At 61.2% G+C, this 20311-nt stretch carries 17 protein-coding genes, 1 tRNA gene and 1 pseudogene; 7 read left to right on the forward strand and 12 right to left on the reverse strand.

From position 1 onward, the window contains the following. Positions 1–742 precede the first annotated feature (742 nt). Positions 743–853, forward strand: a pseudogene (locus ACTJKM_RS10915) (JAB domain-containing protein); the annotation flags it as partial. A 40-nt stretch (positions 854–893) separates the two neighbouring features. Here ACTJKM_RS10915 and ACTJKM_RS10920 read toward each other — a convergent pair. Next, the gene (locus tag ACTJKM_RS10920) at positions 894–1937 is read right to left on the reverse strand and encodes a magnesium and cobalt transport protein CorA (protein ID WP_058326612.1); all 1044 of its coding nucleotides are present in this window, start codon (positions 1935–1937) and stop codon (positions 894–896) included. Positions 1938–2137: 200 nt separating this feature from the next. Here ACTJKM_RS10920 and sthA point away from each other — a divergent pair, with 200 nt between their 5' ends. Both sthA and ACTJKM_RS10930 read left to right on the forward strand, forming a co-directional pair. After that, complete coding sequence (gene sthA, locus ACTJKM_RS10925; protein ID WP_057255851.1) at positions 2138–3553, forward strand: Si-specific NAD(P)(+) transhydrogenase; 1416 nt, start codon at positions 2138–2140, stop codon at positions 3551–3553. 187 nt (positions 3554–3740) lie between these two features. Further along, positions 3741–4565: an endonuclease/exonuclease/phosphatase family protein gene (locus ACTJKM_RS10930; RefSeq protein WP_440660333.1), complete on the forward strand. Its 825-nt coding sequence runs from the start codon at positions 3741–3743 to the stop codon at positions 4563–4565. A gap of 85 nt (positions 4566–4650) precedes the next feature. Here the strand turns inward: ACTJKM_RS10930 and tig are convergent, their stop codons facing one another. The 4 genes from tig to ACTJKM_RS10950 all read right to left on the reverse strand — a co-directional run bounded on the left by tig (position 4651) and on the right by ACTJKM_RS10950 (position 8269). Next, a complete protein-coding gene (gene tig, locus ACTJKM_RS10935) occupies positions 4651–6129 on the reverse strand; it encodes a trigger factor (RefSeq protein WP_057255849.1) in 1479 nt (492 codons plus the stop codon). 178 nt (positions 6130–6307) lie between these two features. Beyond that, positions 6308–6392, reverse strand: a tRNA-Leu gene (locus ACTJKM_RS10940). Between the two features lie 183 nt (positions 6393–6575). After that, positions 6576–7163 (reverse strand): GDYXXLXY domain-containing protein, encoded by a 588-nt coding sequence (locus ACTJKM_RS10945; protein WP_057255847.1) that lies wholly within the window; start codon positions 7161–7163, stop codon positions 6576–6578. Continuing rightward, positions 7160–8269, reverse strand: coding sequence for a DUF2157 domain-containing protein (locus tag ACTJKM_RS10950; protein WP_058326613.1), 1110 nt, complete (start codon positions 8267–8269; stop codon positions 7160–7162). The genes ACTJKM_RS10945 and ACTJKM_RS10950 overlap by 4 nt, the downstream gene beginning before the upstream one ends. Before the next feature lie 938 nt (positions 8270–9207). Here ACTJKM_RS10950 and ACTJKM_RS10955 point away from each other — a divergent pair. The 3 genes from ACTJKM_RS10955 (at position 9208) to trmFO (ending at position 11453) form a co-directional block, all read left to right on the forward strand. Continuing rightward, the gene (locus ACTJKM_RS10955) at positions 9208–9351 is read left to right on the forward strand and encodes a DUF1127 domain-containing protein (RefSeq protein WP_065376908.1); all 144 of its coding nucleotides are present in this window, start codon (positions 9208–9210) and stop codon (positions 9349–9351) included. A gap of 441 nt (positions 9352–9792) precedes the next feature. Then, entirely contained in the window at positions 9793–9936 is a 144-nt protein-coding gene (locus tag ACTJKM_RS10960; protein ID WP_065376909.1) for a DUF1127 domain-containing protein, read from the forward strand. 98 nt (positions 9937–10034) lie between these two features. Beyond that, positions 10035–11453: a methylenetetrahydrofolate--tRNA-(uracil(54)-C(5))-methyltransferase (FADH(2)-oxidizing) TrmFO gene (trmFO, locus tag ACTJKM_RS10965; RefSeq protein WP_058320626.1), complete on the forward strand. Its 1419-nt coding sequence runs from the start codon at positions 10035–10037 to the stop codon at positions 11451–11453. Between the two features lie 84 nt (positions 11454–11537). Here the strand turns inward: trmFO and ACTJKM_RS10970 are convergent, their stop codons facing one another. The 5 genes from ACTJKM_RS10970 to yajC all read right to left on the reverse strand — a co-directional run bounded on the left by ACTJKM_RS10970 (position 11538) and on the right by yajC (position 16368). Then, positions 11538–12005 (reverse strand): hypothetical protein, encoded by a 468-nt coding sequence (locus ACTJKM_RS10970; protein WP_058326614.1) that lies wholly within the window; start codon positions 12003–12005, stop codon positions 11538–11540. A gap of 156 nt (positions 12006–12161) precedes the next feature. After that, the gene (locus ACTJKM_RS10975; RefSeq protein ID WP_058326615.1) at positions 12162–13004 is read right to left on the reverse strand and encodes a phytoene/squalene synthase family protein; all 843 of its coding nucleotides are present in this window, start codon (positions 13002–13004) and stop codon (positions 12162–12164) included. Between the two features lie 22 nt (positions 13005–13026). After that, positions 13027–13413 (reverse strand): Mth938-like domain-containing protein, encoded by a 387-nt coding sequence (locus tag ACTJKM_RS10980; RefSeq protein WP_057255838.1) that lies wholly within the window; start codon positions 13411–13413, stop codon positions 13027–13029. Between the two features lies 1 nt (position 13414). Next, positions 13415–15985, reverse strand: a complete 2571-nt coding sequence (gene secDF / locus ACTJKM_RS10985; protein WP_058326616.1) for a protein translocase subunit SecDF — start codon at positions 15983–15985, stop codon at positions 13415–13417. A 47-nt stretch (positions 15986–16032) separates the two neighbouring features. Continuing rightward, entirely contained in the window at positions 16033–16368 is a 336-nt protein-coding gene (yajC, locus tag ACTJKM_RS10990) for a preprotein translocase subunit YajC (RefSeq protein ID WP_057255835.1), read from the reverse strand. Positions 16369–16670: 302 nt separating this feature from the next. Here yajC and ACTJKM_RS10995 point away from each other — a divergent pair, with 302 nt between their 5' ends. Continuing rightward, positions 16671–17546 (forward strand): ATP-binding protein, encoded by an 876-nt coding sequence (locus ACTJKM_RS10995; protein ID WP_057255833.1) that lies wholly within the window; start codon positions 16671–16673, stop codon positions 17544–17546. Positions 17547–17767: 221 nt separating this feature from the next. On the opposite strand, the gene ACTJKM_RS11000 is transcribed toward ACTJKM_RS10995, so the two are convergent. Next, on the reverse strand, positions 17768–19321 hold the full coding sequence (locus ACTJKM_RS11000; RefSeq protein WP_058320622.1) for a peptidoglycan DD-metalloendopeptidase family protein: 1554 nt from the start codon (positions 19319–19321) through the stop codon (positions 17768–17770). A 219-nt stretch (positions 19322–19540) separates the two neighbouring features. After that, positions 19541–20185: a hypothetical protein gene (locus ACTJKM_RS11005; RefSeq protein ID WP_058326617.1), complete on the reverse strand. Its 645-nt coding sequence runs from the start codon at positions 20183–20185 to the stop codon at positions 19541–19543. Between the last annotated feature and the right edge of the window lie 126 nt (positions 20186–20311).

Here is a 20311-nt window from a genome sequence, read left to right on the forward strand (position 1 = left end):
CGGCGTCATCTCGTCCGTCCCCAGTTTGACCTGATTTTGATTCCTCGACGCTTTCTAGCTCTCCACGCAATTTGAACTCTATCTGAATGCTTTTCTGCTTGCCAAAGGTGTAGATCGAGAGACCATCCGCGGACTTCAGCACGATATGGGCGAGCGATGACGACGGGCGATGGATGCTGGCCTGGTTCTGCGCAAGCGCACTGTTGCGCACTTGGCGACGTTGTCCGATAACAGGGAGTATCTCGTCACCAGATACGGACCTGAAATGGACTGTCTCAGATAAATCGGGTCACGGCGACACTTGAGGAATTGGCGCATACAGTTCGAACGATTGTGGCGGCCGAGAAATCCTACAAGTAGAAAGATCCAAGCATGGCCATCGAATAGCCCACGGACACAATCGCGTTTCACGCGGTTTCGTCGGCGGAGATGTCGTTGCGACGATCATCAAGCATAAGAACGACACGAACACGAACAGTGGATTCTACTACGTAACAGTGCTTGGCACAGATCTGCGGGATCGATTTCGTTACATCGGCGAAGCGCGGTCGGCGGCTGAACGGATATACGGCGAGCGCTGATCTCAGGCAAAAAGGGCCTGTTGCGTGGGTGCGGACCGGCAACTCTGGATGCAGCCGATCCCCATTATCCGCTAAATGTACCAATCCGCGTCCAATGAGTACGCCTCGATGTAGTCGATCTTCATCTCTGATCCATCGACAAAGTCGTCATTCGGTTTGCGTCGCGCGCGGATATCGACATGACCAAGCTGATCGTCGAAACGGCGAAACCGCTGGGGATCGCCGTGCACGATCACATCATTATCGGCAAGGATGGGCATGTCAGCCGGAAAATGCCCGCGACTGTTTTGACGTCCGCCCCGGTTTACAGGACTACAGCCACTTCGCGCGACGGAAGAAGCGAAAGAGCGTCAGGCACAAACCGATAATCACCGCCAGCACGACGAAATAGCCGTAGCGGAACTTCAACTCCGGCATATCGTCGAAGTTCATGCCGTAGATACCGGCTATCGCCGTCGGCACGGCAAGGATCGCGGCCCAGGACGCCAGCTTGCGCGAAATTTCCGTCTGTTCGGATTGCCCGACCATCAGGCTCGCCTCGAAGGTAAAGGCAAGCACCTCGCGCAACGCATCGATATCCTCCTGCACCCGGCGCACGTGGTCCGTCACGTCGCGGAACAGCGGCTGTAGCGCCGCATCCATGCCTGGCAGATCGATGTGCTCGTGCCGGCGGCAGACATCGACGAGCGGCACCACGGCATTGCGCAATCTGAGAAGATTGCGGCGCATCAGGTAGAGTCGTTCGATGTCACCCTTGACCAGTCGCTCCCGCAACAGCCGATCTTCCAGTTCCTCGACCTCCTCATGGATCGCCTCGATGACCGGCATATAGTTGTCGACGATGAAATCGAGGATCGAATAGAGGATATAGTTTTCGCCATGGGCGAGTGCTGCCGGAGAGGATTCGCAGCGCTGGCGGACGGCCATGTAGGAGGTCGATGCGCCGTGCCTGACCGAGACGACATAACCGCGTCCGACGAAGAGATGGGTCTCGCCGAACGCGATTTCGTCGCCGACCATGTGGGCGGTGCGCGCCACGACGAAAATCGAGTCGCCATAGATCTCGAGCTTCGGCCGCTGGTGCGCCTTGCAGGCGTCTTCGATGGCCAGGTCGTGCAGGTCGAACTCCTGCTGTATCTGGCGCAGCAGTTCCGCATCAGGCTCATGCAGCCCAATCCAGACCACGGCGCCCGGCCGCGAGCGCCACTTTCCGGCATCTTCAATGCGGATATCGCGTACCCTTACGCCGTTCTCATAGACCGCCGCCGCAACGACACCCGACCGATGCTCCGCTTGCGGGATGACGCTCTCGCCCTCAGACTGCGGCACCGCTCTGTTCGTCAACTCCAATCCCATCGCCCCCTCCCAGGCAAATACGACACCGATGGGCCCGGCATGTCGTAACGAAGCCAGCATACGCACGTTCCCTTATATTCTCATCCAGCTGTTTCGGCTATGAAAACCACTTCATTAAACCGTGCCATTGACGGTATAGACGCTTGCAAGCGAGAGTTTTTGCGATGCACAACGATTCCTCCCTTCAAACGGAAATGCCCATGACTCAGTTCGATCTCATCGTCGTCGGAAGCGGGCCCGCCGGCCGCCGCGGCGCCATCCAGGCCGCCAAGCTCGGCAAGAAGGTCCTCGTCATCGAACAGGGAAAGCGCGTCGGCGGCGTTTCGGTGCACACGGGCACCATCCCCTCCAAGACGCTGCGGGAGACGGCGCTCAATCTTTCCGGCTGGCGCGAGCGGGGCTTCTACGGGCGGGCCTATCGCGTCAAGCAGGAGATCAGCGCCGACGATCTCCGGCAACGGCTGATCATCACCCTCAATCACGAGGTCGAGGTCCTCGAACACCAGTTTGCCCGTAACCGCGTGCAGCAGATGCGCGGCAAGGCAAGCTTCGTCGATCCGACCACGCTCGAGGTCGTCAAGGACGACGGCGAGACCCTGCTTGTTTCAGGCACCAGCATCATGCTTGCCGTCGGCACCAAGCCTTTCCGTCCGGACTACATGCCCTTCGACGGCAAGAGCGTGCTCGACAGTGACGAACTGCTCGATATCGCAGAACTGCCGCGTTCGCTCGTCGTCATCGGCGCCGGCGTCGTCGGCATCGAATATGCGACGATCTTCAGCGCGCTCGACACGCACGTGACGGTCATCGACCCGAAGACAACGATGCTCGACTTCATCGACAAGGAGATCGTCGAGGATTTCATCTACCAGCTGCGCGATCGCAACATGAAGCTGCATCTCGGACAGAAGGCCGAGACGGTCGAGCGGCTCGACGATGGTAAGGTCCTGCTGACGCTCGACAATGGCCGCAAGATCGTCACCGACATGGTGCTTTTCGCCGCCGGACGCATGGGGGCAACCGATACGCTCAACCTGCCGGCCGCCGGGCTCGAGGCAGACAGCCGCGGGCGGCTCAAGGTCAATCCGGAGACGTTCCAGACATCGGTCCCGAACATCTATGCCGCCGGCGACGTCGTCGGATTCCCGAGCCTTGCCTCGACCTCTATGGAACAGGGCCGCATTGCGGCTCGCGTTGCTGTCGGCGCGATTGCCATGGAACCGCAGAAGTATTTCCCCTACGGCATCTACGCGGTGCCGGAAATCTCCACCTGCGGCCTTTCGGAAGAAGAGGTGAAGGAACGCGGCATCCCTTACGAATGCGGCATTGCCCGTTTTCGCGAGACCTCGCGCGGTCACATCATGGGTCTCGAATCCGGTCTTCTGAAGATGATCTTCTCGATGAAGACCCGCCGTCTTCTCGGCGTGCACATCATCGGCGAAGGCGCGACCGAGCTGGTCCACATCGGTCAGGCTGTGTTGAACCTCAAGGGCACGGTCGAGTATTTCGTCGAGAACACCTTCAACTACCCGACGCTTGCCGAAGCCTACAAGATTGCCGGCCTCGACGCCTGGAACCGCATGGGCGAGATCAAGCAGGAACTGCCGAAAGCGTAAGCCGCTAGCGACATAGCTGAGCACGCATCAAACGACGACAACGGCAGTCAAAGGAATCCAATTCGATAGGTGACGAGCAATAGCGCTTTGTCACCTATCGCCCAGAGCGCCGTTCAAGATTGCGTGCACGCCACCATGCCGGCAAATCGGGTAGCCTTGCCGCTCCTGATGAAGAGACATGAACGCCATGCGCATCCTTTCCCTCAATGCCTGGGGCGGCAAGCTCCATTCCCCATTGATGAGATATCTGGCGGAAGTCGACGCCGATGTCCTGTGTCTGCAGGAGATCGCGCGGTCGCCGACGACCGACGCCGAATGGCTCACCTATCGCGATACAGATGTCGAACTGCCGCAGCGCGCCAACCTCTTCGATGAGATCGCGGCAGCACTTCCTTGGCATGATGGCTGCTTCTGCCCGACGGCGCGCGGCACGCTCTTTGACGGCGACAGGCCGGTGGCCTCGGAATTTGGGCTCGCGACCTTCGTCCGACGCTCCCATTCCGTCATCGGTCAGGCGCTCGGCTTCGTGCATGGCAGCTTTTCATCCGAGGGCTGGGGGCCACATCCACGTGCCCGCAATGCCCATTGCATCCGCCTGTTCGACCATGATGCCGGCACGGCAATCACCATCGCCCAGATGCATGGCCTACGGGAGATCGGCGGCAAGAACGACACACCGGCACGGCACGCGCAGGCAGACGCGCTGGTAAACCTCATCCGTCAGGTCTGGCCGGGCGATGAGCGGCTTGTCGTGTGCGGTGACTTCAACGTGCTCCCGGACAGCGTGACCTTTCAGGTGCTCGCAGAGCTAGGGCTGACTGACCTGGTCGCTTCCCGTGGCCACACGGATACTCGGACGTCGCACTATCTAAAGGGCGGCCGCTTTGCCGATTACATGCTGGTGAGTGGCGAGGTTGATGTCGCCCGGTTCGATGTCGTCGAACAGCCGGAAGTCTCCGACCATCGCGCCCTCCTCCTGGACATCGGCAAAGCTATTTCGCCACGCCGCTGAGACGGCGACGCCACCGACGCCCCTCAAACGAAAAAAGCCCTGCCGCAAGCGGCAGGGCTTTTCGATTCCTAAGGCTTCGGTCCGATTACTCGGCGCTGTCGTCAGCGGCCTTCTTCTTGGCCGGAGCCTTCTTCTTCGGAGCGGCAGCTTCTTCGCCTTCGGCTGCTTCAGCCTTGGCAGCGGCCTTCTTCTTGGCCGGAGCCTTCTTGGCAGCCTTGCCTTCGCCCTCTTCGTCGTCAGCCGTCAGCTCTTCCTTGGAAACCGTCTTGTCGGTTACCGAGATTTCGCCGAGCAGGTGGTCGACGACCTTTTCTTCGAACAGCGGAGCGCGCAGCGAAGCAGCAGCACCGGGGGTGTTCTTGAAGTAGTCGAGGATCTGCTTTTCCTGGCCCGGGAACTGGCGGAGCTGTTCGAACAGCGAACGCTGCAGTTCGTCGTCGCTGACCTGGACGCCGGCCTTTTCGCCGATTTCCGAGAGAACCAGGCCGAGGCGAACGCGACGCTCAGCGAGCTTGCGGTATTCGGCGCGGGCTTCTTCTTCGGTGGTTTCTTCGTCAGCGAAGGTCTTGCCGGCCTGCTGCAGGTCGGTGTTGATCTGGCGCCAGATGTTTTCGAATTCGGCTTCGACGAGGCGCTCCGGCGTTTCGAACTGGTAGAGTTCGTCGAGCTGGTCGAGGATCTGACGCTTGACCTTCTGACGGGTCAGGTTGCCGTACTGGCTTTCGATCTGGCCGCGGACGATTTCCTTCAGCTTGTCAGCCGATTCGAGGCCGAGCTTGGTGGCCAGTTCGTCGTTGATTTCGATGTCCTGGGCGGCAGCGACGTCCTTGACGGTGATGTCGAAGGTCGCTTCCTTGCCGGCGAGGTTTGCAGCCGGGTAGTCAGCCGGGAAGTTGACAGTGATGGTCTTTTCGTCGCCGGCCTTCAGGCCAACGAGCTGCTCTTCGAAGCCCGGGATGAAGCGGTTGGAGCCGAGAACCAGCTCAGCGTCTTCGTCCTTGCCGCCGTCGAAGGCAACGCCGTCGACCTTGCCTAGGTAATCGATCGTGACGCGGTCGCCGTTGGCGGCCTTGCCCTTCTTCGATTCGTAGCTGCGGGCGCTTTCGGCGATCTTCAGGATCTGCTCGTTGACTTCCTCGTCAGCGATCTCGACGACTTCGCGGGTCACCTTGATGCCGCTCACGTCCTTGAGTTCGATCGCCGGGATGATTTCGTAGGCAACGGTGAACTCGAGGTCAGCTTCCGCGTTGAGGATCTTGTCGGCTTCGGCCTCGTCCTCGGTCATCGCGACTTCCGGCTGGGTCGCCGACTTCTCGCCGCGGCCCGACAGGATCTCGGTCGGCTTCTCGCGGACGATCTCATTGACGAGGTCAGCCATGATCGACTTGCCATAGACCTTCTTCAGGTGCGCAACCGGCACCTTGCCCGGACGGAAGCCGTTGATCTTCACACGGTCCTTCACTTCGGCCAGGCGCTCGTTCATCCGAGCTTCCATGTCCTTGGCCGGGATAACGACCTTGAGTTCGCGCTTCAGCCCTTGAGCGAGCGTTTCGATAACCTGCATGTTCAAACCTTCATTTCACGTTGACTGTGCTCTTCCCCTTCGAAAGGTCTGGCGAGCACGTGAGCCGATCCATTTGCCGGGAGTGGCTTTACGCAGTTCTGCAACCGTTTTGCAAGCAAAATGGCACTCCAGCCCCCTTCATCCTCGCAGAATCCGGACTTTAGGCGCGATCGCTGTCTGGTGCGGGTAGAGAGACTTGAACTCCCACGCCTTGCGGCACCAGAACCTAAATCTGGCGTGTCTACCAATTTCACCATACCCGCGTTCAGACAATCGCACCGCCTGACCGTATTTCCGCAAGTCCAACCAGCGGAATACCGCGGATACAATGGGCATGCTGAAAGTTCAGGGCTTTCCCGAGCGCGGCGTCTCTATATCACTCGTTTTCACGGGATCAAAGGGAAAATGCGGAATTCCACGACGGATCGGAGCGCGTTCGCGGAGCCTCAATAAAGGGGCTCTTCATAGACCGGGCTGCCGTTGACCGCGATCTCGCGGATCTGTGCCCTGCCCTTGCCATCAACGCGGATGTTGACGGAGAGCGCCTCGGCATTGCGCGCCTCTTCCAATGTGCGCCCTTCGCCCTCCGGCACGTAGAAGCGCTCGATGCCATAGTCCACGGTCAAGGGTAGCGGCGACGGCGACGGATAGTAGGAGAATGGAAGCGAGCGGAGCACGACGCTGTCGCCGGTCACCGGCAGCGGCTGGAACGACGCTTCTGTCGCCGTCCAGAAACCGTCTGGCTGCTTCGCCAGCCGAACATAGAGCATCACCTCGCCCGATTGTGTCGGAAGTCCACCTTTGAACAGTTCCGGCTGCAACCTTGAAATATCATAGCTCAGTATCACGTAGTCGCCTCTGAGCAGGTCGCGCGGATCGACGGGCACGGTCTTCAGAAGGACATCCCGCCCGCTTCTGAGGATCGAAGCCCTGCTTTCGATCATGTAACCGAGCGCCGCCGTCTGGACGCCGGCCACAAGCAGGGCGGCGAGCAGCGGGTTCAGCCAACGTCTGGTCGATGCACCACTGTTCATTGAGAAACCTCCGCCTGGCGCGTTCGCGCCATATGCCCCTCGATCCGAATGACCAGCCAGGCGATGCACGCGACGACCAGGCCCGAAATCAGGAAGAAGCCCGATGTGCCAAGCATCGATCCCAAGGTTTCGAAGGCGAGATAGAGAAGCTCGCCGGCAAAGGCGATGTAACCGAGATAACGCACCGCCCCGTTCTGCGCACCGGCAAGCGCAATGCCCAGGAGCGCAACCAACAGCGTGCCTGTTCCGGTCGCGACCTCCGTCGTCACCCCAACCGCCTCGTATTGAAGTCCGGTGAAACCAAGCAGGGCGAGCGCGAAGGAATAGAAAGCGGGCGCTGAACCCGCCTCGAGCGCAAGTTGGCGCACGGGCGAACCCGGCAGGGTCGCCGCCAGAAAGGCCGCAAGGCCGAGGACTGCGAGGCCGACCGCGAAAGCAAGTGACGGACTATCCAGATAAAGCCAGCCGAGCCAGGAAAGGACGAGCAGATAGGCCAGATGCCGGGCCCTGCCCGCCTCCGTGAAGCGGACCAGAAGAACGACGATCACGGACAGAACCGGCACGGACCACAAGTGCCAGTCAGAAGCCGTGCTGAAACCATTTTCCGTCAACATGGTACCGAAATAGAACCAAGCGAGCCCGCCAGCGGCCGTTGCCATCGCTGCAGAGCGAAACGCGAGCGCCGAAAGGCAGGCGCCAACGAACCAGAGCAGCGCTGCATCCGCCGCATCGCCCGACAAATGATACATCTGCCCGATGAGCGCGATGCCGCCGCCAAAGGCCGCCGCGCCCAGAACCAGCGCCGCGGCGGCAAATGTCGTCCTGCCATTCTGGATCAGCCAGGCAGCGGCGAAGTGGAAGCCCCAGATCAAGGCGACGATGCCGGCGACGCGCGCGAGGCGCGGCAGTTCCTCCCAATTGGCGGCAACAAGCAACAGGATCGATGCGGATAACAGAAGGGCCGCCAGCATAAGCAGGACGCGCCCTGCCCGGAACGTCGACTCGCGTCCGTCATACTCGGCAAGCATGGCGCGCGCGGCATCTTCCTGCAGCAGCCCCTTGTCGATCCAGTGTTTGAAGTCTCGCTCGAGACGCGCGCGATACATCCTGCCCCCAGCCCTAAGAATCCAATGCTTGAAATGATCCCGTTGCGTCACCAGCTAACCACGTATCGGCGCGGAAACACAATCGCTCTGTCGCGACTGAGGCCCCGAGCCGAAAGGGACTGATGAACGGCTTGCGCGATGCGCATATCTTCCATGCGGATATTGCACTGCACAAATCGATTTAAAGCCCCTATATTCAAATCATCAAAGGCGAACGACGGCATGAAGCCAGACGGTCGCCGGCGGAAGCGGCCAACCGCCTCAGTTTACTGAGAAAGGCCCGGGCAAAACCCGAGAGAATTCGGTCGAGCGTACTCCTCCTCCCAACGCTCCTCCGATCAGATTGGCAACACTCCTCCTCCCAGTTGCCAATCACTTCAAATGACGCTCGCTGGACCTCCTCCCCCAGCGGGCGTTATTGTTTTCAGCCCTCCCCCAGCAAGAAAATCTCCGACTTTGCGCAATTGCACAATATTCGTGCACACTTTCTCTGTATTCGCTCGCAGCCATGCACTCGATGCATAGGTGCCATTCTGGATCAGCGCTACCCTTCCGCCCGACTCCATACTATCTTCAACTCATCGATCGGGGCGGCGCACTCCTCCTCCCAGCGCCCCTCGATTTGGATCGGCGACACTCCTCCTCCCGGTTGCCGATCAGAACAAAGCGACGCTCGCTGGATCTCCTCCCCCAGCGGGCGTTGTTTGTTTTCCGGCCCTCGATTTGGGTCGAAAGCTTCAATCATCAGAACCTGATTGCAGATGCGTTTCGAACGCCATCCGACATCTGTCCGCCGCGCTCAGGCTTGCACGTGCTGCATGGGTGCGATGCAGCATTATCTCTGTAACTTCTGCTCAAAACAATTATATTCCAGACCATCAGATGACGGCCAGCAAGAGAGATGAGCGCTGGCACACGACCCTAGAAAGGATAGGATCATGAACCTCGCACGTTCTTTCAACAATTGGCGCAAGTATCGTCAGACCTGCAACGAACTCGGCCGCATGAGCGACCGTGAGCTGAGCGACCTCGGCATCGGCCGCGGCGACATCCCCTACGTTGCTCGCCAGGCGATCAAGTAATTCAGGCTGCGCTTCAAGCGCGACCGACCTCCAGTAAACGCCCTCCGGTTCATTCCGGGGGGCGTTTTCTTTTGGATCGCGACCATCCAGCCGCGCCATTCTTTCGCACTTGCGAGATCCCTCAACATCAGGGCGGCGTTACCCGCCTGCCTACTGCGCAGAGCGCTCGCCGTGACGCCCAACGCGGGGCGTGCAGCTTTCCCCTAAAAACCCTTGCAACACAAAGCGTTAACGCGGAACTATCGGCATTTTAATCAAGCGTTAATCGATGCCGCGTTTTCAAGCTCCTGGGTCGCTGTGCCTATCTATGGTGCGACGCACTGCACAAATGCATAGCAGCTGCATTTTCTTTGCACTCCACCTTCTAATTAGACAAGCGTATAAGAACCTCAACGGCGCAGACAGATGGCTGTCGCGACAACCTGATTTGAGGAAAAGACCATGAACCCGATTCGTATCGCAAAAAGCTGGATCAACTACCGCCGCACCGTCAGCGAGCTCGGCAACCTGTCGACCCACGCTCTCAATGACATCGGCATCACCCGCTACGACATCCGCAACATTGCGGCCCGTTCTTTCCGTTAATCGGAACGAACGACCAGACTTCCAAGACGGCGCCTTCGGGCGCCGTTTTCGTTTATTCGCGTTGGAACCGAGGGGCGAGCCGTGATAGGAAGCCGGCCATGAGCAAAGACACCTCTTCCCACTCCCCCATCCATGTCGTCGGCGGCGGCCTTGCCGGTTCGGAGGCTGCCTGGCAGATCGCCGAGGCCGGCGTTCCGGTCATCCTCCATGAGATGCGCGGCGTGCGCGGCACCGATGCGCACAAGACCGACGGTCTCGCCGAACTCGTCTGTTCCAACTCGTTCCGCTCGGATGATGCGACCAGCAATGCGGTTGGCGTGCTGCACGCGGAAATGCGCCTTGCCGGCTCGTTGATCATGAAATCCGCCGATGCCAACCAGGTTCCGGCCGGCGGCGCGCTTGCCGTCGATCGTGATGGCTTCTCTGACGCCGTCAGCGCGGCGATTGCCGCCCATCCGCTGATCACGGTCGTGCGCGAAGAAATCACCGGCCTGCCGCCGAGGGAATGGGACCTCGCGGTCATCGCAACCGGCCCGTTGACGGCACCCGATCTTGCAGAAGCCATCCGCACGGAAACGGGCGCCGATGCGCTCGCCTTCTTCGACGCCATCGCGCCGATCGTCTACACCGAGACGATCGACATGGACGTCTGCTGGTACCAGTCGCGCTACGACAAGGTCGGCCCCGGCGGCACCGGCAAGGACTACATCAACTGCCCGATGACCGAGGAGCAGTACAACGCCTTCGTTGACGCGCTGGTCGCCGGCGACAAGACCGGCTTCAAGGAGTGGGAAGGTACGCCCTATTTCGATGGCTGCCTGCCGATCGAGGTCATGGCCGAACGCGGCCGCGAGACTCTACGTTACGGACCCATGAAGCCGATGGGCCTCACCAACGCCCATACCCCCACGGTCAAGCCCTATGCCGTCGTGCAGCTGCGCCAGGACAACGCGCTTGGCACGCTCTACAATATGGTCGGCTTTCAGACGAAGCTGAAATACGGCGCCCAGGCGGAAGTCTTCCGGATGATCCCGGGCCTGGAGAATGCCGAATTTGCACGCCTCGGCGGCCTGCACCGCAACACCTACATCAATTCGCCAACGCTGCTCGACCGAACGCTGACGCTGAAGTCGCGCCCGGGCCTGCGCTTTGCCGGTCAGATCACCGGCTGCGAAGGATACGTGGAGAGCGCCAGCATCGGCCTGCTCGCCGGGCGCTTCGCCGCCGCTGAGCGCAAGGGCGCGACTTTGGCCGCACCGCCAGCGACCACCGCCTTCGGCGCGCTGCTGAACCATATCACCGGCGGGCACATCGTTTCCGACGATGAGCCGGGCAAACGTTCGTTCCAGCCGATGAACGTCAATTTCGGCCTGTTCCCGCCGCTCGATCCGGGAGCAATCACCAAGCCGGAGGGCGCCAAGCGCTTCCGTGGCAAGGAAAAGGCCGCTGCCAAGAAGCAGGCAACGGCGTCGCGTGCGCTCGCAGATTGCGCCGCATGGCTCGGCAAGTCCGCCTGACGGCGAATATTATACCAGAACACGAAACGGCCCGCTCGCGATGACGCCAGCGGGCCGTTTCTTTTGAATGGATCTGTGATGTCGCTACTCGCTCGCCTGCGCCGTAGGGGACGGTTCCGAGTCGGGCTGCGTGAATTCCGATTTCGGGTTGAAGCTGCCGAGCAGCCAGAGAGAAACTTCCGCCGCCTCGCCGGCGTTCTGGAACTCGAAGGCATTGTCCAGATAGGCAAAGTCCGGGAAATGCACGATCAGCCCGCGGCCGGTCTCCGAGCTGTTCACCCGGACCTTTCCAGGCTGGATGACGTGGCAGACATAGTGCGTGCCATGCGATTGGATGAAGCCCGCCTTGCCGTCGTGCAGCCTCAGGAAGATCGCCTTCCGGTCCGCGGTGGAATGCAGCGCCCGGATCGCTTCATCCGGAAATGCGCGCCCGAATTCCACCATCGCAGAACCTGCATCGGGATTGTCCCAATCCCGCTCCGCACGAGCGTTCATCCACATGTAGAATGCGCCGGCCAGAACAATGACGGCGATGAGCAATAACCAAAGCATCCGCGGGCGCTCCCCTTCGCTCGGCATGACGCCGATAAACCGCTTCTATAGACTACGAGGCTTGTGCCAATTTGGCGTCCCGTCGGGCGCGCCGACGCGGAACGCATCGGGTTTTTACCGGGCAGCCGCTCCGCTACAGCCGTCTGCCTTGCCGCGCTAGAAGCGACGACGCCGAGCGGCACGCCACATCCACCATTGCCGTAGCCATTGCGCCGGGCGAATGGGCGCCTTCAAAAGTCCGGCGCCAGCCGCCTCGGCGCGATCGAAGATCGGCTCGGCCAGCGCGAGCGGCACGAACGCGGGAAAATTCGATGGCGAGATCGCCGCCGTCTGAGCCCGTGCCTTGGCCAGATGATCCCGCCCGAACCCAGAAAATGCCCTGATCGCCCGGCCGATACCGTCGCTGTCTTTGCCGGCAATAAGCGTTTCCCGATCAAGGCCGGTCGCGCGCAGCAGTTCTGCCGGCAAATAGACCTGGCCGCGTCTCAGATGCAGCGGCAGCAGCATCAGGAGGCCGGCGACAGTCTGCGCCACACCGGCGTGACCGGCGGCTTCCGCGGATTTGGCCGCATTCTGCGGGTCGAGCACCAGCGACGAGAGCTGGATCAAGGCCGAAGCGGTCTCGCCGGCATAACCCTCGAGCGCCGGGCGGTCTTCCATGGGGTCGTCATAGAGATCGAAGATCCGGGCATCGATCATGTTCTGCAGGACCGAGACCGGCAGCCTGTGCTCGCGAATGCACTGCAGCAGCGCTTCGGCGAGCGGATGCCCCTCACCGGAGGCTGCATCGTTGCCGATGAGATCGCGCCACCACTGCATGCGGATTTCGCCTGGAATCGGCTCATGCACGAGATCGCGAATTCGCGCGATTTCCGCGTTGAACGCATAGAGTGCCGCGAGCGAGCGCTGCTTGTCGGCGGGGGCAAGCAGGCAGGCGAGATAGCGGTCGCGGTCCGTATCCCTGAGGTCGGCCAGGATCTGAGCGGAAATATCTTGCACGTCGTCTTCCCCGAATGCCCGATCAGACAGCGATCAGCGCGACGGCGACAGCACGCGATTCGGCCAGCATCACATTGTAGGTGCGAACCGCAGCCCCGGTGCTCATCGGATCCGACGATACATTGACGGCACGCAGCGCGGCCTTCAGGTCGGCGGGCAGCGGGCGAATGTCTTTACCGGTGCCGACCAGCAGCACTTCGATGTCTTTCGCCTCATCGATGACCCTGAGGAATTTCTCGACGGCCAGGGGATCGCCTTCGGCCACGTCCCACGCATAGACGCCCGAGGGCAGCATCAGGATCGAGCCGCGATGCGACATGTCCGCAAAGCGAAAGCCGCCGTTGCCATAGGCATCGATCGGTGCGCGGCCCGGAAAATGCGCTTCGCGAATTTCAATACCCTTGGGCATTTCAAACTGTACCCTTTGCCGCGCCGGCAGCACCCGTATCCGCGCCGGACGCGTTTTCGTCCCCCGGAATGTGGTCGGTCCGCTTCCCGAAGAGGATGAGGATCGGGCCGGCGATATAGATAGAGGAGATCGTCCCGGCGACGACACCAAACAGCATGGTGATGCTGAATGAGCGAATGAGGCCGCCGCCGAAGAGATAGAGCGCGGCGAGCGCCAGAATGGTCGTCAGCGCCGTCAGGATCGTGCGCGAGAGTGTCTGGTTGATCGACGTATCGATCAGCACCGAAAGCGGCATGCGGCGATAGCGGCCGAGATTCTCGCGAATGCGATCGTAGATCACAACTGTATCGTTCAACGAGTAGCCGACGATGGTGAGAACGGCGGCGATACTGCCGAGATTGAACTCGATGCCCGTCAGCACCAAGAACCCAATCGTCAGCAGCACGTCGTGCACGGTTGCGATAATCGCACCGACGGCAAAGCGCCACTCGAAACGCAGCCAGACATAGAGCAGGATCGCCACGAAGGAGATTGCGAGCCCAAGCGTTCCCGCGCGCGTCAGCTCGCTCGAAACAACCGGGCCAACCACTTCGACGCGGCGGAAGTCGTATTCGTCGGCCAGCTCCGTCCTGATGACGCTGGCTGCGGTCTGCTCGGCATTGTCGCCCGCTTCTTGAGACGGAACCCGCACCAGCACATCCTCGCCCGAGCCCAGTTGCTGGACCTGGACCTCGCCAAAGTTCAGCTCGTCGAGGCGGGTGCGGAGGTCGGCAACGTCGACGGGACCGCCCTTGGAGTGCAGCTCGATGATCGAGCCGCCCTTGAAGTCCACACCCAGATTGAGCCCGATACCCGCAAGCAGGAGCACCGAGGCCGCCGACAAGGCGGCCATCAGGATGAACACCGGATTACGGATCCGCATAAAACGGATGTCCAGATCGCTGAAGCGCCCGGTTCGAATGCCCTTCGGCAGGCGTTCCGACTTCCACTGCCGGAGCCAACGCTTCACGATCAGACGGGTCACCGTATAGGCGGTGAAAAGCGTCGTGACGCTGCCGATCGCGAGAGTGACGGCGAAACCGCGCACTGGCCCGGAGCCGAGGTAGAACAGGATGGCGCTGGCGATCAGCATCGTCAGGTTGGCGTCGAAAATGCTGCTGAAGACGCGAGAGAAGGCGTTGTTGATCGTGCGGAGCAAGGGCTCGCCACCACGAACCTCCTCGCGAAGGCGCTCGTAGATCAACACGTTCGAATCGACCGCGACGCCGATCGTCAGGATGATGCCGGCAATCCCCGGCAGGGTCAGCGTCGCCCCCGACACGGAAAGCGTCGCAAGGATCAAGACAATATTCAAGGCGAGCGCGATGATGGCAAAGACACCGAAAACGCCGTAGAAGAAGATCATCGAGGCGGCGACGGCGATCGCCGCGACAAAGCCGGCCTTGAGGCCATAGGCAATCGCGTCGTCACCGACACCAGGGCCGACCGTCCGCTCCTCGACGAAAGTCAGCGGTGTTGGGAGCGGTCCGGTCCTGATGAGAGCGGCGAGATCCGCAGCAGAGTCGGCCGGAAGCTCGGCAGAAATGCGCGCCGTGTCGCCTTTGACGGCTTCCGAAAGCTTGGGCGTTGCGGCAACCTGGCCATCAAGAACGATCGCAATCTTCGCCTCCGGCTGCTGCGCCGTGACGGCGGTAACCCGCTGCTGCGCGGCCGCCTCGAGCTTGACCGCGACCGACGCCGTATCGGCGCTGGCATCTGCTTCCGGCTGCGCGGCGACAAAACTGGCCGCCGCCAGCAATGGTTCCTTCTGGACCAGATAGGGAACCGGCGGATCGTCATAGGAATAGAGGACTTCTGCGCCCGCTGGCACCTGGCCATCGACGGCTCGCTCAACCGGCACGGACGTATCCAGCAATCTGAAAGTCAGACGTGCGCTTTGGCTGAGCAGATCTTTCAGTCGTTGCGGGTCGTCGAGCCCCGGCACCTGGACGATGAGCCGATCTTCGCCACGGCGCTGGATCAGCGGCTCCAGAACGCCAACTTCAGCGACGCGGCGACGCACCACATCGATCGATTGCGTAAGGGCCAGTGACAGCCGGTAGTCGATGCCTTCGTCGGTCAGGCGCAGACGGACGAGTTCATCCTCGTCGGCGCTGTCAAACACAACTTCGGAAATCGACCCGGAGCCAAATCCGCCAGCATCGACCGGCGCCGTCAGCGTCTTCAGCTTATCGCGAGCGGCGGGGAGTTGCGCACGGTCCCGAACCCGGAACGAAATCGACTGACCTTCGCCCGATAGGCCGATATAGGCGATATCGGCATCGCGCAGGGACTTGCCGACTTCGCTGGCGACCGCTTCGAGCCGCTCGGCGACGATGTCGCTGCGCGCGGCCCGCAGCATGAAGTGCGAGCCTCCCTGGAGATCAAGGCCGAGGGCCACCTGGCGATGCGGCATCCAGGACGGTAATCCGGCTGCCTCTTCACGGCTCAGAACATTCGGCAACGCGAAGGCGATGCCGGCGAGTGCCACCAACCAGACGAGGATACGTTTCAACGGCGGAAATCTGCGCATGCCTCAAACGCTCCAGTTGCTCGTCGGATGGTCGCTGTCCGCGTCCCTTATTCTTTCACAGGTTCGCCTTTGACGCGAACTTCAGATACGCCGCTGCGAACGACGCGGATCTTCACGCCTTCGGCAATTTCGACTTCGAGTTCGTTGTCATCGACGACCTTCGTAACCTTGCCGACGATGCCGCCGCCGGTCACCACCTGATCACCGCGGCGGATGTTCTTCAACAGCTCCTCGCGGCGCTTCATCTGGGCGCGCTGCGGACGGATGATCAGGAAATACATGACAACAAAGATCAGCAGGAACGGCAGGATGGACATGAGAATGTCCGCGCCGCCGGTGGAAGGGGCACCGGCTGTCTGCGCAAAAGCTTCGGTAATGAACATCGATCACTCCTTGAGTTCAAATATCGGCGGTTCCTCCGCACCAAATCGGCCGGAATATAGGGGCGCGCGGCCGCTCTGCAAAGCGGCGGCACCCTTACCCGTTCCTGTGCCTCTGACACAATTTGGACAAGAGGAGAACCCCCCGCACGGGGCTCTGCGGCCTTTTCCAGCGCAAACCTGCGTGCTACCGGGTGTCTATTAACGGTAGCGTCGCAATTGCGGGGCAATCGCGTGCCGTTCCTGGCGCCCCGTTTTCATTGTAGCGCGACCAAATGATTGATTCAGTTGTTGGAGATAGACATATGCCGGAAGCAAAGATCGACGTTCTCATCAGGGAAATGCAGAAGCTTTCCGCGGCGATCGAGCGCATGGCCGGTCCAGCCGCAGCAAGCAATGACTGGGACGGCGCCGAATGCTTCGTCTGGGCTCCAGCCACACATCACCTGCAGCCGGTTGCCAAGCCCAACCGTATCGAGTTGTCGCTGATATCAGGAGTGGATCACGTCCGTGACATCCTGCTCGACAACACGCTGCGCTTCGCCGAAGGTTTTCCTGCCAACAACGTTCTCCTGTGGGGCGCCCGTGGCATGGGCAAGTCTTCGCTGGTGAAATCCGTGCATGCGCAGGTCGCTCGCGATACCGGCGTCGCGGTCAAGCTCGTCGAGGTGCATCGGGAGGACATCGCCACCCTGCCCGCCCTGATGGACATCCTCAAGACCGCACCGGTGCCCGTGATCGTCTTCTGCGACGACCTGTCGTTTGATCATGACGACACGTCCTACAAATCGCTGAAGGCCGTACTCGACGGTGGCGTCGAAGGTCGGCCGTCGAACGTGCTGCTCTACGCGACATCGAACCGGCGCCATCTGCTGCCGCGCCACATGATGGAAAACGAGCAGTCGACCGCCATCAATCCTTCCGAAGCGGTCGAGGAAAAGGTGTCGCTGTCCGACCGCTTCGGGCTGTGGCTTGGCTTCCACAAATGTAGCCAGGAAGACTACCTTGCCATGGTCGATGGCTATGCAAAGCATTACGGCTTTGCGGTCGAGGCCGAGACCCTGCATGCGGAAGCGCTCGAATGGGCGACGACCCGCGGCGCAAGGTCCGGCCGCGTCGCCTGGCAATTCATTCAGGATCTTGCCGGACGCATGCGCCATCGACTGGACGCATGGGCCTAGCGATCGGATCGCTGGCCAAATCTGCTCGACCATGGACAAAAAAATACCGCCCGCCGAAATCCGGCGGGCGGTATCTGATTCTTACGCTTCCTACAGCGCCGCGCGTCTTATCAGACGCGCAAAGGTCGCTGTAGCACTTTGATTTTCTGCATGTCTTTGTCTTTAAATCGAGCTCGATTTAAGGAGACATGCAGTAGATCCAGTCAGACCCGGAGACCGGACTATTCGAGGAAAGTCGAAGGGTTCACCGCGGTCGCATTCTTGCGCACCTCGAAGTGCACCTGCGGCTGGCTGGCGCGACCCGTCATGCCGGAAGCCGCGAGCGTCTGGCCGCGCTGTACCTTCTGGCCACGCTGAACCTTGAGTTCGGAAGCGTTGCCGTAGACCGTGACCGTGCCATCGTCATGGCGAACCAGGACAGCGTTGCCGAGTTCCTTCAGGCTGCTGCCCGAGTAGATGACGACGCCGTTCTCGGCCGCCTTGATCGGCGTGCCCTCAGGCACCGAGATGTTGATGCCGTCGTTGCGGTTGCCGTCGACGTTGGCGCCGTAGCCGGCAACCACTGCGCCGCGAACAGGCCAGCGATACTTGCTGATCCCAGTCGACTTCGGCGAGTCCTCATCGACATCCGCCTTGAGCGCAGCAACGTCCGTAACGCTCTGCTTGGCGGCCGGCGGCTGGTATTCTGCCGGTTTACCTTTTTCGAGTGAGGCAACCTGCGGCTGCTCAGTCTTCTTGCTCGGAACCGATGCGGTTTTGACCTGGTCCGGCGCGGCACCCGCCGCACCCGGCAGCTGCAGCGTCTGGCCGACGCGGATCGATTCTGCGCTCAGACCGTTCGCCTGCTTGAGGGCTGCGACAGACACGCCCGTCGTCTTGGCAATGCGATTGAGCGAGTCGCCGGGCTTCACGGTGTAGGTGCCACCGCCACTGCCTTCGCCGTTCGTCGCCGGCTTGCCGGCAACGACATCCGTCTTGCCAGCGTTCTTGTCGCGAGACTGGGCGGAGCCCGGCAGGATTGCGACGTCGCGCTGATCGTTGGGCAAGGGCGAAGGCTGGCGCTTGCTACCATCGAGACCGGCGATCGAGTTGGTCGCCGCCCCCTTCGCAGGGCTACCGACGGAACCAAAGGTCGGGATGACCAGACGCTGGCCGGTTTCGACCTGAGCAGCCGATTGCAGACCGTTGGCCTTCAGAATTTCCTTCTCGGGAACGCCGAAGCGCTTGGAGAGAACTGCGACGTTGTCGCCGGGCCGAACCATGATCGTGGGGGCATTCTGCGTCGTCCAGCCGCTCTTGCTTGCGGTTTCGTTGACGGCCGCCGGCAGCGTCTGCTGCGTCGCGATTGCCGCCTGCTGACGAGCAGCGGGGAACGGCTGCGCTTCTGGGCGCTGACGCGTCGTCGCGCTCGGATCGGCCAGGGTCGTGCGCTGGACGGAGATCGGCGTTGACGCCCCACGGGCAGCCGATACCGGAGTGGAAGCGGTATTCACTGGATCATAGCCACCCTGCGCGCTTGCAGTCGGATAGGGTTGGCCGAGAGCACCGTTATCCGCCGGAGAAGCTGCCGCCATCTGGCCGACAGCCACGTCGCCACGCGGAACCGGCGTCGCATCGCGCGGAATTGAATTTGTGGTGATGTTGTCCGACCGGGAGAACAGGCCGTCAAATCGGCTGGCATCCGAACTGCAGCCCGTTGCGGCGCCTGCTAGCAGGACCGCCACGCACAGGCGGATCGTGGACTTTCCAACCCCGGGAGATACAAACTGACGCATGACGCTTACCCACTCCGAACGCAACTCGATGTGGGATGATTAAAGCGTATTAGAGTTACCGCCCGGTTAAGGTCAGCACCACCAAAGGACTAATTTGACGAAACGCTAACCATAGGTCCGGCCGGCCATCTGAGAATGCCGATCGGCCTGGCCGCACGCCGTGAGCGTCCCGCCACGCTTCGCGGGCGCAGAAGCCCCGCGTGCGGCAATCGCGAGAACCTAGCTCAGTTCGGAATAGAGACGCTCGATTTCCGAAACGGAATGCCGCTCCGTTGGTTCATCTTCATAGCTGATGCTTGTCAGATCCCAGGCAAAAATCGGACGCCCCTCGGGACGGACGGGGGTTTCGGACTGAGCGGTCTTGTCTTCTTCAAGCAGGACACTCACCAGCGTCTGGAACGTGGTATCGCCGTCGGCGCCGCTCGCCTGTTCATATTCAAGCGACCGCAGACCGGCGACGGCGGCTTCACGCGTCCCAAAATAGCGCAGGCTGTCCTGATCTTCGGGACGAAGGCTGTCGTAGTAGTCGATGAAGTTCTTGTAGTAGCCCTCATGATCCCCGGCATCGAGAAATTTGCCGAAGGCCTGGTATTCGCGCAACGCCAGCTGCGGAGACAGGCGGTTGTTCCACTCGTCGCGGCTGAGCGCCGGCTGTCCGTCCGATGCCTTCTTCGTCTGGCTGAGATAGAGCAGAGCATCGGCGGAAAGCGAGATGCGCGGAGTGGGGTCGAAGAGACTCGCCGCGAGCGCCTGTGCGGACTGTTCGTCCTTGCCGGCGGAATTCGCCTGGCCGGCGTTGCGCCCTGCAAGATTATTCAGCCCGTCGCCCGATGCTGCGGCCGTCAGCCTGTTCGCGATCTGCATTTGCCGTCTCCGTCAATCTCACGATCCGGCAACAACATCCCAGTCGTGCAAGAGCGACGACTCGCGGGCGGAACCTATCGTGCACTGGAGGGGTATGGCGCGAAGCTTGCGCGAGGCTGGACGCGG

The sequence above is a fragment of the Ensifer sp. 22460 genome (genome assembly GCF_052044935.1).
In the GTDB taxonomy this organism is placed as follows: Bacteria; Pseudomonadota; Alphaproteobacteria; order Rhizobiales; family Rhizobiaceae; genus Ensifer.

What these genes read in the sequence shown, in the direction of transcription:
- ACTJKM_RS10920 (WP_058326612.1), bottom strand. Translation starts at nt 1,937, where the DNA reads ATGGGATTGGAGTTGACGAACAGAGCGGTGCCGCAGTCTGAGGGCGAG.
- ACTJKM_RS10960 (WP_065376909.1), top strand. Translation starts at nt 9,793, where the DNA reads ATGAACCCGATTCGTATCGCAAAAAGCTGGATCAACTACCGCCGCACC.
- trmFO (WP_058320626.1), top strand. Translation starts at nt 10,035, where the DNA reads ATGAGCAAAGACACCTCTTCCCACTCCCCCATCCATGTCGTCGGCGGC.
- tig (WP_057255849.1), bottom strand. Translation starts at nt 6,129, where the DNA reads ATGCAGGTTATCGAAACGCTCGCTCAAGGGCTGAAGCGCGAACTCAAG.
- ACTJKM_RS10945 (WP_057255847.1), bottom strand. Translation starts at nt 7,163, where the DNA reads ATGAACAGTGGTGCATCGACCAGACGTTGGCTGAACCCGCTGCTCGCC.
- ACTJKM_RS10995 (WP_057255833.1), top strand. Translation starts at nt 16,671, where the DNA reads ATGCCGGAAGCAAAGATCGACGTTCTCATCAGGGAAATGCAGAAGCTT.
- ACTJKM_RS11000 (WP_058320622.1), bottom strand. Translation starts at nt 19,321, where the DNA reads ATGCGTCAGTTTGTATCTCCCGGGGTTGGAAAGTCCACGATCCGCCTG.
- yajC (WP_057255835.1), bottom strand. Translation starts at nt 16,368, where the DNA reads ATGTTCATTACCGAAGCTTTTGCGCAGACAGCCGGTGCCCCTTCCACC.
- ACTJKM_RS10980 (WP_057255838.1), bottom strand. Translation starts at nt 13,413, where the DNA reads ATGCCCAAGGGTATTGAAATTCGCGAAGCGCATTTTCCGGGCCGCGCA.
- ACTJKM_RS10950 (WP_058326613.1), bottom strand. Translation starts at nt 8,269, where the DNA reads ATGTATCGCGCGCGTCTCGAGCGAGACTTCAAACACTGGATCGACAAG.
- sthA (WP_057255851.1), top strand. Translation starts at nt 2,138, where the DNA reads ATGACTCAGTTCGATCTCATCGTCGTCGGAAGCGGGCCCGCCGGCCGC.
- secDF (WP_058326616.1), bottom strand. Translation starts at nt 15,985, where the DNA reads ATGCGCAGATTTCCGCCGTTGAAACGTATCCTCGTCTGGTTGGTGGCA.
- ACTJKM_RS10955 (WP_065376908.1), top strand. Translation starts at nt 9,208, where the DNA reads ATGAACCTCGCACGTTCTTTCAACAATTGGCGCAAGTATCGTCAGACC.
- ACTJKM_RS11005 (WP_058326617.1), bottom strand. Translation starts at nt 20,185, where the DNA reads ATGCAGATCGCGAACAGGCTGACGGCCGCAGCATCGGGCGACGGGCTG.
- ACTJKM_RS10930 (WP_440660333.1), top strand. Translation starts at nt 3,741, where the DNA reads ATGCGCATCCTTTCCCTCAATGCCTGGGGCGGCAAGCTCCATTCCCCA.
- ACTJKM_RS10970 (WP_058326614.1), bottom strand. Translation starts at nt 12,005, where the DNA reads ATGCTTTGGTTATTGCTCATCGCCGTCATTGTTCTGGCCGGCGCATTC.